This is a genomic window from Thiospirillum jenense, assembly GCF_014145225.1.
GTDB lineage: Bacteria > Pseudomonadota > Gammaproteobacteria > Chromatiales > Chromatiaceae > Thiospirillum > Thiospirillum jenense.
Window position 1 is genome coordinate 38,401 of sequence record NZ_JABVCQ010000025.1, and the last position, 14,447, is coordinate 52,847.

The following is a 14,447-nucleotide window of genomic DNA, read 5'->3' on the forward strand; positions in this document are numbered from 1 at the left end:
TTAAATGAGCGGGAATGAACTCCGCCGCGTGATCGAATAAACCGCGCCGACGGTCAATTAACATCGTGCAATTAACGCCGCTGTTTTTGCATTGCCCGCCAGCGCCAATACGCCACGACATTTGATGGCGATGGACAACAATTTGGCGGCGGCAACCAATTCATTTCTTGAAAAAACTGAAGATGACCGCGCCAAAACTGCGCATCAATTGGTGGATAATTTAGCCCAGCGGCTGTTAATAACTCGTTTGCATAACGCGCATCAAACCCAGTGCGTTGTAATGCAGATGACGGCGATTCTAATAACGGCGCCGCCGCCAAATTTAATTGCATCGCCGTCGTTGGATCCGATTGATACAGGGCGGCAGCGTGGCGTTGAACCTGATTAACCCACGCCGCCGCGCTGACACCAGTTAATGAATACCCAAAACCCTGGACGCTTGACCATAATTCCTCCCACGCAATGGGTTGGGGATGAATCAAATGAAAAATACGCTGCGCGGCGCTGGCTTGATGCGCAAATAACACCACCGCTCGGCTAGTAAAATCGGCCGGTATCATCTGCATTGGTTGCAATGACAACGGGAATTGCCCCACCATCACGCAGGCTTTTAATAACAAATACAACTGATCGTTATCATTCATCATCACCTGCGTTTGACTATTGCCAAATATTCGCCCAATCCGAATAATACTGCCCGGCAAACCGCGCTGAAAAGCCCGTTCCACCATGCGCTCCGCCACCCATTTTGTTTGCACATATCCCGACGCATTCAATGGACAGGGCGGCGTTTCATGTTCATTAAACGGCGCTCGTTGATACGGCAATGGCTTGGGTGTAAATAATGATAATGTGGAAATAAACTGCACGGGTTTAATCGTTAGATAACCCGCCAAACGCAAAATCTCAGCCGTCCCCAATACATTCGCCGGGCGTAAATGATGATAAGGCGGTAAAATATGCGTCGCAGCGCCATTATGATAAATCACGTTAATCTGTTCGGCTAATGCGGTGAATTGCGCGGGCGTTAAACCCAACTGCGGCTGTTCTAAATCGCCCGCAATTGGCACAATGCGCGTGATTAAATCATCACGCCACAACCGATTAGCTTGCATTTGCGCAATCAAGCGCGCTTGCGCCGCCGCTGTATCGGGCGCCCGAATTAAACAATACACCACTGCATCGGTATCATGCAGTAAAGCATTTAATAGATGTACGCCAACAAAACCCGTCGCACCGGTTAATAAAACCACCGGCGGTTGATGAGATTGACTCACGCAACCATCATAATTCACCTGATCGGCTAAATTGGCATCCGCCAATAATGTTGCTAATTCACTCATTGTGCTATGCTAAATGATCGTTAACTGTCAATCGTGTTCTATCATCATCCACCCGCTTTGCCGTTATCATAACAGGAAATCACCATGTCCAGTTTACTGATTCTCAATGCCCAGTTAATTAATGAAGGGCGCAGTTTTGTTGCTGACATGTTGATTGAAAACAGCCGCATCGCCGCAATTGGCGCTGATTTACAATCCCGTCCGGCTGACCGCGTAATTGACGCCAATGGTTGGTTATTATTCCCCGGCATGATTGATGACCAAGTTCATTGCCGCGAACCAGGGTTAACGCATAAAGCCGAATTATTCACAGAATCACGCGCCGCGGCTGCTGGCGGTATTACCAGTTTTATGGATATGCCGAATACGCAACCGCCGACATTAGATGTACTCACATTAGAACATAAATACGCCCGCGCTGCCCAAGTGTGTTGTGTAAATTATGGGTTTTATTTCGGCGCGAGCAATGATAATCTCGACGCTATTCAACGTTTAGCCATTGGTCAAGCCTGCGGGATTAAAATATTCATGGGCGCTTCAACGGGCAATTTATTAGTGGATGATCCGCTAATATTAGAACGCATCTTTGCAACTGCGCCCGTGTTAATTGCCACGCATTGCGAAGATACGCCGACGATTTTAACCAATGAAGCCGCCTGGCGAGCGCGTTATGGCGACGCCGTGCCAATGACCGCGCATCCTGAGATTCGTTCAGAAACCGCGTGTTGGCGCTCATCTTCATTTGCCGTGTCATTAGCGAAACGATTAAAAACCCGCCTGCATGTATTGCATCTTACCACCGCCCGTGAATTAACTTTATTTATAGCGGGCAACATAGCAGATAAACAAATTACCGCAGAGGTGTGCGTCCATCATTTGACATTTGATGACCGTGATTACGCCACATTAGGCACCCATCTTAAATGCAATCCGGCCGTTAAAACCACTGCTGACCGCGAGGCTTTACGCCGTGCATTAACCAGTGGGCAATTAGATGTGATTGGCACCGATCACGCCCCGCATACCTTAACTGAAAAAGCCCAATCCTATTTTCATGCACCATCTGGATTACCGCTAGTGCAGGACGCATTACCCGCGTTATTTGAATTGGTGCATGATGGATATTTAACACCCGCCGAATTGGTCAATAAAACTAGCCACGCCGTCGCCACTTGTTTTAATCTCAAAGAGCGCGGTTATTTGCGTGAAGGCTATTATGCTGATTTAACACTCATTCACCCCAACGCACCCTACACTGTGACTAATGAACACGTCTTATCCAAATGCGGCTGGACGCCATTTCACGGTCGCCAATTGCGCGCTCGCGTGATGATGACTATTGTGAATGGCGACATTGTTTATGAACACGGCCAAATTAATTCACAGGTGCGGGGGCAGCGATTGCAATTCGGCCCCACGCGGCAATAACTTAACATCTGTGTTTAACAGAGTGGCACATGATTTAATTTGCCATTTATTCAATTCCGTTTTATGCTAATCAGGGTCGCTTTCCATTGACGTTTTTTATTTACATTCTACCGGTTTAATGATACATGACAACTGCTAATTTTGATCCCAATCAATTATACGCGCTGCCGCCCGTGACAATTCAACCCATTGACCCGCGCAGCATCATGTTAATTCGCGCTGACACCGGCGCCCTTGCCGCAATTGATGCACGCTGGCAACCGTTTTTAAATCAATTGCGCATCTTTCGCACCCTCCCCGATCACGCCCGCGCTATTGCCGCGTTATCACCTGATTTTAATGGACAAGAACAGTTTATATTAGCCGCGTTAATGCAGTTATTACCGCGTCAATTATTCATCAGCAGCGACGCGGTATTAAAAAAAATTGAGACCGCCGCCCCGCCGTTATTCACCACGCCAATAACCACCGTGTGCATTCGCACCTGTGATCGCCCGGCGGCGCTGGAGCGATTGTTGACCGCGCTGGCAACGCGCACTGCGGCGGAGAGCAGCCGCTATCCTATTGAAATCATTGATGATTCGCGTGACGCTGACCACATCACCCGCAATCGGGCGCTGGCGGCGCAGTTCGACATCACCTACGTTGGGCGCGCTGAACAATCGGCGCTGTTAGACGCACTTTGTCAGCAATTCGCCGCAGATGCCGACACGTTGCGTTGGTTACTTGACGCCACCAATCCCGCGCATCAGGGGCAGCCGACCTACGGTGTGTTGTATAACTTATTGTTTTTACGACATGCCGGGCAGCACATTTTGATGTTGGATGATGACGCCCTGCCGAGCGCGTGGGTTGCGCCGAACACGGATTGGCAGCCGTTATTTGCGGAGGGGGCGGGCGTTGGCTGGGCTTTTTTGCAACATGCGACGGCAACGCAACAACTGGTGGCATGGGACGGCGATCCGCTGGCGGCACATGCCCAGACGCTCGGGCTACCGCTGGCGACGGCGCTGCGGCAATTGCCCGGTCAGGCGGTGACTGATCCCTTGACAACTGCCGCGTTATCTGAAACAGCGTTTGCCAACACCGTGCATCCCTACGCCACGCCAGGCAATATTCGTTTTACAGTCAATGGGTTACTGGGCGACACCGGTAGCGTTGGCGATCACTATTTGCTGTATCAAGCCGCCACTGCCATCCCTGATCTGTACACCGACGAGGCGGCGTATCAACAATTTCGTGCCGCGCCGCGCTGTGCGTTCACGGGTACTCAGCGGCCACTTTTAACCAACGTGTCGCGGTTACACCACACAACCTGCGCAGGACTGGCGCTCACCGCCCTGATTCCGCCCGTGATGCCGACAGAGCGTGGCGAAGATGCACTGCTCGGTAGCCTGCTGGGGTATCTCTATCCGGAGGATTTTGGTTTGCGGTTGCCATTTGCATTAGATCATGCGCCATTCGCGCCGCGTAATTGGCAATTTGCGCCGGCGCAATTAGCCGAGCCGCCAACGGCTAATTCGGTATTAACTTTGTGGATTGCAGCTATTCGTGCGCCAATTGAAATCGCGCCAATAGAACGATTAAACATACTCGCGCAAACCATTCAAACGCTGGCGCAGCGTGGTCAATTAAAATCCCGTTTATATGACATCATTCAATTGCGGTTTCATACCGTATTGTCCGAGCATTTTGCATTGACTCGGCAAGTATTAGCAACAACTCAAACGGGTTGTAATAGTTGGCGCCACGATGTCACTCGTATTAACCAATGGCTATTGCAACGGCTGCAACAACCAACCGCTTTAGTGAATACCGCGCAATTAACTCAATTAGCCGAAATGCTGGAACGTTATGCACATGCGCTCGACGTTTGGCAACGTGCTTTTCAATTCTGCCAACAGCGCAATCAAGCGCGGCAGTGAATGATAAACGTATCATCCGGAACGGCGCATATCGAATAATTTAGATAGGTTCATTGCGCACTGTATTTGCTTAAATCACATCATCATTGGAGGCGAACATGTCGCAGTCATCTTTACCCACTGATTCAGACTTGACAGCGGAATTTTCTGCGCAGATTGCCCCAGAATCATTAACCGCCGGCGCACTTTATTATCCGCCACGACCGTTTCATTACCAAACAACTGACACGCTCTTTACTGCATTAATTAAAGCCCGCCAACAGTTTGGTTGTGTGCATGACCAATGGGAAGACATGCAGCCTAAACAGTATTGCTATGCTGATTTAATTCAACTGTCATTAGTACTCGGGCGGTTAATCACCAAACACAGTGCGGCGGGTGAACACATCGGTATTTTAATGCCGAATATGACGGTGACAATGGGATTATTAATTGGCACATCAGCTTTCGGGCGCATTCCCTGTATGCTCAATTACACGGCGGGGAGTGATGGGATTCAACATGCGTGTCAAGTCGCGCAGATTAAAACGGTGATTACTTCCCGCGCTTTTTTGAATAAAGCTGATTTAACTGAGACAATTGGCGCCGTGCGTCAAGTGCAGTTTATCTATCTTGAATCATTGCGCAAACAGTTCAGTTTATTTGATAAACTGTGGTTGATGTTATTTGCGCGGTGGCGACCAAAGAGCGCTGTACCAATTCAAAATTCCGAAGCGCCGGCCGTGGTGTTATTTACCTCCGGCTCTGAAGGTAAACCTAAAGGTGTGGTCTTATCGCATCGTGCATTATTAACGAATGTCGCGCAAATTATGGCGGCGTTATCCATTGATCGGCGCGACAGTGTATTTAATTGTTTGCCGATTTTTCATTCGTTTGGCTTGACCGCCGGCACCTTGTTACCATTAGTCAGCGGTGCCAAGTTAATGCTCTACACCAGCCCGCTGCATTTCAAACTGATTCCCGAGTTCATTCGCACCAAACGCAGCACAGTATTATTCGGCACCAGCACCTTTTTATTACGCTATGCGCAAAACGGCAGTCGGGCGCATTTTGAAAGTTTGCGCTATGTGGTTGCCGGTGCTGAAAAATTAGCAGCACCAGTGCGGCATCTCTGGTCGGAACACTTCGGCATTGATATTTTAGAAGGCTATGGCGCGACTGAAACCGCACCTGTATTGGCGGTCAATACGCCAACCGCCAATCGTATTGGCAGCGTCGGGCAGTTATTACCCGGGATTGCAGCGCAAGTCATTCCAGTTCCCGAGATTCATAGCGGCGGTGAATTGCATGTGTGCGGTGATAATTTAATGTTGGGTTATTATCATTATACAGCGCCCGCGCAATTAGAACCGCCCGCGTCTATTGCCGGTCTGGGTTGGTATAATACGGGTGATGTGGTAATGATTGATAGCGACGGATTTATTCATATTACCGGCCGCTTAAAACGGTTTGCGAAAGTGGCGGGTGAAATGGTGTCATTGGAGTTAATAGAAAGCGTGGCACGGGCGATTTCTACTGACGCATTACACGCGGCGATTTGTATTGCCGATGTTGGGCGCGGTGAAGCCATTATTTTATGCACCACTGATGCGGCATTAACCCGCGAGCAATTAGTAACGGCGGTGCGCAATCAGGGTTATCCAGAAATTGTTTTGCCGCGCCGTATTAAAGTATTGGAGACGTTACCATTGCTGGGAACGGGCAAGATTGATTATTTGTCATTGCGCGCATTGGAAATGACGTGATGATAAAATTTTGCGTTCCCACGCTGGAACGTGGGAACGATCAATTCACCTTAATACAACTTTAACGATCTAATTGTGTTTGTAATAATTCAAATACCACTCGACAAAGCGAGCGATGCCAGTTTCAACTGACGTGGCAGGTTTATAATCCACATCAGCAACCAAATCGGTCACGTCTGCATAGGTATCTGGCACATCACCCAATTGCAACGGCAATAAGTTTTTAACGGCTGTTTTACCCAAACATTGTTCCAATACGGCAATGTAATGCAGCAATTCAACCGGCTGGTTATTACCGATATTATACAAGCGATAGGGCGCTAAACTATTGGCTGAATCGGGGGCATCACCGCGCCAATTGGGATTGGGTTGGGCAATGCGATCCAATACACGAATGACGCCTTCGACAATATCATCAATATAAGTGAAGTCGCGGCGGTGGTGGCCGTAATTAAACACATCAATGGGTTCATTGGCGAGAATAGCGCGGGTGAATTTGAATAACGCCATGTCCGGCCGCCCCCAAGGTCCATAGACAGTGAAGAAGCGTAAACCAGTGGTTGGCAATTGAAATAAATGGCTATAGGTGTGCGCCATTAATTCATTTGCTTTTTTACTGGCGGCATATAAACTGAGCGGATGATCCACATTGTCATGCACCGAAAATGGCATTTGTGTATTCGCGCCATACACCGAACTACTGGACGCATACACCAAATGTTCAATACCCTGATGACGACAGCCTTCTAAAATATGCGCAAACCCAACCAGATTAGTATCAATATAAGCCAATGGATTATCAATTGAATAGCGCACCCCGGCTTGGGCGGCTAAATTGACCACGCGCTGCGGTTGGTATTTGGCAAAAGCGGTTGCAATGCCGGCGCGATCTTCTAAGTTTAAGCGCAAATCAATAAAACGTTCATAGGCAAGTAGTCGGTCTAAACGCGCTCGCTTGAGGTTGACATCATAATAATCATTCAAATTATCAATGCCAATCACCTCGTCACCGCGTTCTAATAAACGCAGTGCTAAGTTTGAGCCAATAAAACCCGCCGTGCCGGTAATTAAAACTTTCATACAGCCTCGTGTGTTGGATGATTGGAAAACAACATGACAGCAAATCACTGGTGTCATTGCTATCATACGCGCTAAATCAATTGACAATCAACGCAATCAGAAGCGTATAATAACAGCATTGCTGACGTGCCAAGTGCGTTATCATTCCGACAACGCGGTGTTCTATTGCTATGCGACGGTGTCAATTATGTTAAAAAAACTCTTTCATCGTTATTTTAATTATCATCACGCCTCGAAATGCGGCGTGATTAGCGCGGTGTTAATTAGTTTGACAGCGGCGCCGGCGCTTGCGGCCCCGCCCTGCGGTGGTGAGTTTGCGCAGTGGCTCGACGGGGTGCGCGTCGAAGCGCAGGCGGCGGGTGTTTCTGACTTAACAATCAAGCACTTAGCGGGGTTGCAACCGAGTGCGCAGGTGCTTGAGCGTGATCGGGCGCAGGCGGTGTTTGCGCAGGATTGGCAGACGTTTGCGACGCGCATGGTCAATGGATTTCGCCTCAAGTTGGGGCGGCAGCATTTGCAGCAGTGGCAGGATAGTTTTGCGCGAGCGGAACAAAGTTACGGCGTCCCGGCGGCGGTGATTGCGGCATTTTGGGGGTTGGAAACCGATTATGGGTTGGTGCAGGGCGATTTTGACACGCTGCGGGCGTTGGCGACCTTGGCGCACGATTGCCGGCGGCCGGAGTTATTTCGTCCGCAATTGCTGGCGGCGTTGCAGTTGCTGGAGCGCGGCGATGTGACGGCGGCGGATTTGACCGGTGCGTGGGCGGGCGAGTTGGGGCAAATCCAGATTTTGCCGTCCGATTACCTGCAATTGGGCGCTGATGGCGACGGGGATGGGCGGGTGAATTTGAAAACGTCGAAGGCAGATGTGATTTTGACGGCGGCACATTTGTTGCAGCAACGCGGTTGGCGGGCGGGGGAACCTTGGCTGGAGGCGGTGCAAGTGCCTGATAACGCGGCAGATTTTCCCTGGGAGCAGGCGGGGATGGATCGCTGGGTGGCGCGTAGTCAGTGGGTGGCGTGGGGGGTGACGCCTAGTGGCGAGCAATTGAATGCGACGGCGGAATTGCCGGCGGCGTTGTTATTGCCAATGGGACGCAAGGGGCCGGCGTTTTTAGCGTATCCCAATTTCACGGTGTTTTTGGAATGGAATCGTTCATTGGTTTATTCAACTACGGCGGCGTATTTTGCCACCCGTTTAGCCGGTGCGCCGGCAATTAACATGGGAAAAGCGGAATTGGGTTTGAATATGGCACAAATGAAAACGTTGCAAATGCAATTAACTGCGCGTGGGTATGATGTGGGCAAAATTGATGGCGTATTGGGGAGTAAAACGCGGGCGGCGGTGCGCACCGAGCAGCAGCGGTTGGGATTACCCGCAGATGCGTGGCCGACGCCGGCGTTATTAAAACAACTCCAATAAACCATCAATAATTTCCAATAGAAATGCGCGCTGCGATCATTTCACTTGTCGGTGATTGGGGCATTAAAAATCGTCCAATCCATCATCCCCAACTAATGATCGCAGCCGTCGTAATTCTTGCAAATACTCAATCCGTTGCCGGGCTTGTGCTGAATAAATTGCACTCGAATTACGCGCTCGTTCTAATTCCAATGGCGTATCATCACCGCCATCATCAAAATCTAAATCTGTGTTGATTTCATTCGTTGCATCATCTTTGGGTTTCACGGTTATCCCCCTTCATTCATTCGGCAGAGTGACTGCCACCATTCGTTGCGAGAGCATATAACACGCCACTTGCACATGCGGTATTAACCAAAAAAACAGCCAGCGGTTGAAATGAATGCGCGTTTATAATGCAAGTTGGGAGTTAACCTAAAATTATTTATTATAATTGGTGCAATAATCTTTTTTATCAAAATGCTGTCGGTGAGGGTGGCATCAATTGTGATGAACCGCACGTTGTGGCAATGCGCGCAACCAATGGGCAATCACGGCTTTAGTTAAATCGGGACATTCCTCATGCGGCACATGTCCACAATCAGGCAAGACTGCAAACTCCGCATTAGAAAATGCCCGGGCTGCGCGGGCGCTATCTTCCACTGGCACTAACCGATCTTCGCTCCCCGCAATAATTAACACCGGCTGTTTTATTTCGCCCAAATGTGCGCTGACTGTCACCTTATCCATTAAAGAATGATTCAACAATGCCGCCCACGCCACGTCCCAATTCGCCAGGCGGGAATGAATTGCCGCTAACGTACGGCGCTCTGGTGTAATACGTTCTGGGTCGGCATACGAGCGTTCAAGTAATGGCAATTTCTCACCGCCAAGATGGCGGGCTAAAAACAAACTGATGCGGCGTAATTGCGGCGTTTCAACTAAGAATTGTGGCAAAGTTGGGCGCTGTGCATAAATCCAGGGATCAATTAAAATCAGGGCTTTAATCCGTTCGGGATGAGTTAATGCCGCTTCTAATGCTAAAGTACCGCCGGCTGAATTACCGACTAAAATGGCTTGCTCTATACCGGACTGATCCATTAACGCAAATAGTTGTTTAATGGCAGCGGCTTTGGAATAGGGATTCGCATCAGTCCAATCGCCGGGTAATAGCTTGTCACTTAAGCCATAGGGGATTTGATCGTACGCAATCACCTGTCCCTGTGCTGCAAAAAAAGGAAATAACGCATCCCAAGTAAACACATTAAAGGTGAAGCCATGTAATAAAACAAACGCATTTGCATCACCTGATGGTGCTGATGTGCTATGAATATGAAAATTGATGCCGGCTGTCCCCGGAAATGGAATACGCACGAATTGACTATCGACTTCTGCAGCCGCTGGGGCGGTTATTTCACCATCTGCCGGTTTGAGATCAATTAACAACGGAACGATGATAATCAACAGCAGGATTCCAAACAGAATAGTTGCGATGACAATCAAAAAAATGCGTTGCATAAGTTTAACAATTTAAAATAAAAAGTGCCGAATAGAATCATTAAAGGCGAAGATGGTATAGAAAAAACCGCCCTGAACAAGGACGGTTGAATGGTTAGACACTGCGAATTAAATACCCGCCTAGTTGCTCTGGCTGACGCCGTTTAATTTTATTGGTCTTGTTTGGCGATTTCAGCGCGTACCTGATCCATATCTAATGCTTGTGCCTGCGTTAATAAATCACGCAATGCACTTTCGGGCAGCGCGCCGGGTTGGGAAAAAATCATAATTTGGTCGCGGAAAATCATTAAGGTCGGAATAGAACGGATTTGAAAATGTGCCGCAATGGCCTGTTCATTTTCTGTATTGACTTTAGCAAACACGACGTCAGGATAGTCGGCTGATACCTTTTCAAATACGGGTGCAAATGATCGGCAGGGGCCGCACCAGGGCGCCCAAAAATCTACAATGACGGTGGCATTGTTTTGAATAGTGGTATCAAATGCAGTGTTAGTCAGTTCAACGACAGCCATCGGCGACTCCAATAGGGTTTTGTAATAAACAAGGGGTTAAAAAACGATCATGCAGTATAGTGAAAAATACCGCAACCGTTGGCTTCATGGCACAAACCGATTGCGGTATGATATTCAACAGTGAGTTGAGTTGAAATTAACCACCCAGTGCCGTAATGATTTGGTTGCGAATCTCATCCACGCCACCAATGCCATGCACTTTAATATAACGCGGGGCACCGGCGCCGCCTTCATTCGCCCAATTGGAATAGTAGGCAATTAACGGTTCGGTTTGATCGTGATAGACTTTTAACCGCGCTTTGACGGTGTCTTCTCGATCATCATCGCGTTGAATCAATGGTTCACCGGTCACGTCATCGCAATTGGCTACTCGTGGTGGATTGAATACGACATGATAGGTGCGACCCGAGGCTAAATGCACTCGCCGCCCGGACATGCGTTTAATAATTTCTTCATCGGGTACGTCAATTTCTACCACCGCGTCAACGGTAATTTGACCAGCTTTTAATGCGTCTGCTTGTGCTAGGGTGCGCGGGAAACCGTCAAATAAAAAGCCATTCTGACAATCGGGTTCGGTAATACGCACCTTGACCATGCCCATAATGATGTCGTCAGAGACTAAGCCGCCGGCATCCATGATTTTTTTCGCTTCTAATCCTAATGCTGTGCCATTTTTAACATGGGCGCGCAGCATGTCGCCTGTAGAGATTTGCGGGATTTGAAAATGCTCTTTAATAAAACCCGCTTGTGTGCCTTTGCCAGCACCAGGGCCGCCGAGGAGAATAACGCGCATTGTGGAATGTTCCTTAGTGGGGTTGAAAAAAAGTAGTGTTGAACGACAAATTAGCGTAGCAAAAATAGGCGCTTATAATAATTTTAATTTGCGATTAGCTAAAACGTAAATTTTCAACTGCGGACATTAAAAACTTGCACAAGAAAGATGTCAACTACCAAACTCGGGGATATAACAAACAAATTTTAAATAACAAAATTATCCAACCAAACGAAACCCCTGTATAAGTTTAAACCCTTCAGCGCCCTGTTTACGATGACTAAGTAATCTACAAAACTTGACATTGATGTCATTCCAGACATCTGGTGCCAAACTAAGTTTATGGGTACTCAATGTACGCGAAAAAACAAATGACAAAATATAAATCCATAATTGTTCTACATTCCGAGGTGAGTAAATAGAATTCACACAATTTTCTTTGGTGTGCTGACAGTTTGACCCTTGCAAAAGAATACTCCCTAAGGTTTGTATAGGGACAATTCCAAATGCAACAAATTCGTTCAACCCGCGAAGAAAACTGAACAATACGGAGTAATGATCTTCGATGGCTGCAAGTAACCGATAAGCAGAAGTGCTACTAGCATAGGCTTCGCACCGAATCGGAACTAACAAAATCAATTTCGGAGAATTTAAATTTATTAACGAACGCTTACAACAATCGGTTATTTCTCTTACTTTATTGACAGTTTCATGGTAACGCCCATTCTCTTCCATGAGTGCAACTGCATCAAAAGAAAAGACTAAAATATCACTGCTTTTCATCAAATCAATATTGTTCTCTGTGAAGATGGCGCCATCCTCACTTGGAGAATTAGATTCTGAAATAATTAAATTTAAATCCAAATTGCCGCTTTCACTTTGAAAAACTATCCGATAACTACTAAACGCGAAACTAAAGTTTTGATCCGTCTCGGATGGATTTTTCACTTGCAAATTTGGCAAACATGAGTTAATCATTTTATTTAGATGATGAGAAACCGATACTGTTTTTAAATCATCATCTTCAGTACGCAATATTAACCGAGAAATTGCTTGTATTTTTTGAATGCTATCATGCAAAGCTGCAATAACGCTTGTTTTACCAGTTTGCGCCGCTCCAATAACGGAAATTTTATATTCCAGCTTATTTAATCTGAATGGATTAAGTTTTGAAAATATCTGTTTAGAAAATTGTGATTCAGGATGCTGATCTATTATTTCTTCAGCTACATGATTGATTTCTCTGTTTTTTAAAAACTGTGATTTGAAAACTGAATATTGAAAAACATCGTTGTAAGCCCTGAATCTGAATGTTGAATCATATGTGTAAACTTCCCCAATTCTGTTTAGAGTTTGAAATGTTTGAAGTGTCGTCCCTAGATGAATAAATGCTGTATTTTCAATTATTAGAGTAACAGAAACGTCTGTTGGAGGATTAGATTTTTCATTGAGTTTTAAAAAAAAAGCTAAACTTTGGTAGTCATGTAATAAACAACTGAGGTCAAATTCATATAACCAATAATTACCAGTACCGAATAAAACAACCCTTCCACATTTTGAAGTTTTTTTGCGTCTGAACACAGCTTGTACAGGAACGGCATGTCGTTTCGGCACCATGAAGAGAATTAGATCGAAATTTCTAAATTCATTACATTCCACAAACACAGCAACTCTAACAAACGGATGATAAAGAACAATATTTTGCCCAATAACAAGCGATGGTAGTTCTTTTTCGTCCATAGAGTTCACGGCTAAAAAATTTTAACCTTAGAAAGGTTGTTATTAACAACTGTCAATTGTTAGCTGTTAGATTCTCAAACCCTAGCATTGTTGTCAAATTGATTAATAATGCAAGTGATTCTGAATTATAGCAGAAGCAAAAAACATTAAAATAACAATAGGTAGCCAATATGAAGTTAAAATTTTTTTGACTGATGAAATCAAAGTTCGTTTTTTCTTTCGCCAATCTTCCGAGGATTCGAGATTAGTTAGCACCGCGCCAAACTTTTGATAATGCTCAAAATAAAAATCCGGGCTTTTATATTTAGTAATTAGCACTAATATTTCTGGCTGTTTAGAAAAATCACTCTGTTTTGCCAAATAGCTACAAATATCTTTCCTTCTATCATCAGTATCTTTGGCAATTCTGAAATCCAGTTTATCCCAGTCTCGCTCTGGTTTTTTATATGTACCAATTTGGATATTCTCAACATAACGTTGCCAAATATTCAAGTTAAAACAAAACCAACTTTTTTCCGAAGTTTTTGTAATATCACTTTCTGTTAAAGTTTCGTCTAACACACTTGCAACTTCAAGAGGCAACTCAATTGCTTTCACTGTCAAATAACGAATGATTGCCATCTCTTTTTCGTTTTCAGAAAACAAAATAACAGAATTGCGAATAAAGCGTTGTTGATAATCTTGCCGTCTAGTTGGCAGATTAGATAAAAACAAAAAAAGGTTATCCGCATTATGCCATAACAACAAAGAATAACTACTGGGATCGCCGTCTAACCATGCATCCAGCGAAGTAAAAGGTTGAATAGAGGGTAGGTCTGAAGCGTTAACTTCAATCAGATTTTTTTGACCATCTAACAATTGCCACCATTGATAATCGCACTGCGCAAAGGCACCAGCTGTCATAAAAAAATATTTCACGATTTGATTCCATTGTAAGATGTATAACTTACGGAAAAATTGAATAATCGGAGCAACTAACTGA

At 46.2% G+C, this 14,447-nt stretch carries 12 protein-coding genes; 4 read left to right on the plus strand and 8 right to left on the minus strand.

The annotated features are described in order from the left end of the window. Positions 1 to 71: 71 nt before the first annotated feature. Positions 72 to 1,343 carry an SDR family oxidoreductase gene (locus HUK38_RS11095; RefSeq protein ID WP_182584399.1) on the minus strand — a complete coding sequence of 424 codons (1,272 nt, stop codon included), beginning with the start codon at positions 1,341 to 1,343 and terminating at the stop codon, positions 72 to 74. Positions 1,344 to 1,427: 84 nt separating this feature from the next. Here HUK38_RS11095 and HUK38_RS11100 point away from each other — a divergent pair, with 84 nt between their 5' ends. The 3 genes from HUK38_RS11100 to HUK38_RS11110 all read left to right on the plus strand — a co-directional run bounded on the left by HUK38_RS11100 (position 1,428) and on the right by HUK38_RS11110 (position 6,441). Then, entirely contained in the window at positions 1,428 to 2,771 is a 1,344-nt protein-coding gene (locus HUK38_RS11100; RefSeq protein ID WP_182584400.1) for a dihydroorotase, read from the plus strand. Positions 2,772 to 2,896: 125 nt separating this feature from the next. Beyond that, positions 2,897 to 4,696: a hypothetical protein gene (locus HUK38_RS11105; RefSeq protein ID WP_182584401.1), complete on the plus strand. Its 1,800-nt coding sequence runs from the start codon at positions 2,897 to 2,899 to the stop codon at positions 4,694 to 4,696. Positions 4,697 to 4,794: 98 nt separating this feature from the next. Beyond that, positions 4,795 to 6,441 (plus strand): AMP-binding protein, encoded by a 1,647-nt coding sequence (locus HUK38_RS11110; RefSeq protein WP_182584402.1) that lies wholly within the window; start codon positions 4,795 to 4,797, stop codon positions 6,439 to 6,441. A 69-nt stretch (positions 6,442 to 6,510) separates the two neighbouring features. On the opposite strand, the gene HUK38_RS11115 is transcribed toward HUK38_RS11110, so the two are convergent. Continuing rightward, on the minus strand, positions 6,511 to 7,521 hold the full coding sequence (locus HUK38_RS11115; protein WP_182584403.1) for an NAD-dependent epimerase: 1,011 nt from the start codon (positions 7,519 to 7,521) through the stop codon (positions 6,511 to 6,513). Between the two features lie 187 nt (positions 7,522 to 7,708). Between HUK38_RS11115 and HUK38_RS11120 the strand changes: the two genes are divergently transcribed. Beyond that, entirely contained in the window at positions 7,709 to 8,944 is a 1,236-nt protein-coding gene (locus HUK38_RS11120) for a lytic murein transglycosylase (protein ID WP_182584404.1), read from the plus strand. 63 nt (positions 8,945 to 9,007) lie between these two features. Here HUK38_RS11120 and HUK38_RS11125 read toward each other — a convergent pair whose 3' ends face one another. From HUK38_RS11125 to HUK38_RS11150, 6 genes are all read right to left on the minus strand, one after another. Next, the gene (locus HUK38_RS11125; RefSeq protein ID WP_182584405.1) at positions 9,008 to 9,211 is read right to left on the minus strand and encodes a PA3496 family putative envelope integrity protein; all 204 of its coding nucleotides are present in this window, start codon (positions 9,209 to 9,211) and stop codon (positions 9,008 to 9,010) included. Between the two features lie 213 nt (positions 9,212 to 9,424). Then, entirely contained in the window at positions 9,425 to 10,387 is a 963-nt protein-coding gene (locus HUK38_RS11130; RefSeq protein WP_238787606.1) for an alpha/beta fold hydrolase, read from the minus strand. A 203-nt stretch (positions 10,388 to 10,590) separates the two neighbouring features. Further along, positions 10,591 to 10,953, minus strand: coding sequence for a thioredoxin (trxA, locus tag HUK38_RS11135; protein ID WP_182584407.1), 363 nt, complete (start codon positions 10,951 to 10,953; stop codon positions 10,591 to 10,593). Positions 10,954 to 11,089: 136 nt separating this feature from the next. Beyond that, positions 11,090 to 11,746, minus strand: a complete 657-nt coding sequence (gene adk, locus HUK38_RS11140) for an adenylate kinase (protein ID WP_182584408.1) — start codon at positions 11,744 to 11,746, stop codon at positions 11,090 to 11,092. A gap of 198 nt (positions 11,747 to 11,944) precedes the next feature. Further along, positions 11,945 to 13,465, minus strand: a complete 1,521-nt coding sequence (locus HUK38_RS11145) for a hypothetical protein (RefSeq protein WP_182584409.1) — start codon at positions 13,463 to 13,465, stop codon at positions 11,945 to 11,947. A gap of 102 nt (positions 13,466 to 13,567) precedes the next feature. Next, the coding region (locus HUK38_RS11150; protein WP_238787607.1) for a hypothetical protein at positions 13,568 to 14,447 on the minus strand (880 nt) is incomplete at its 5' end.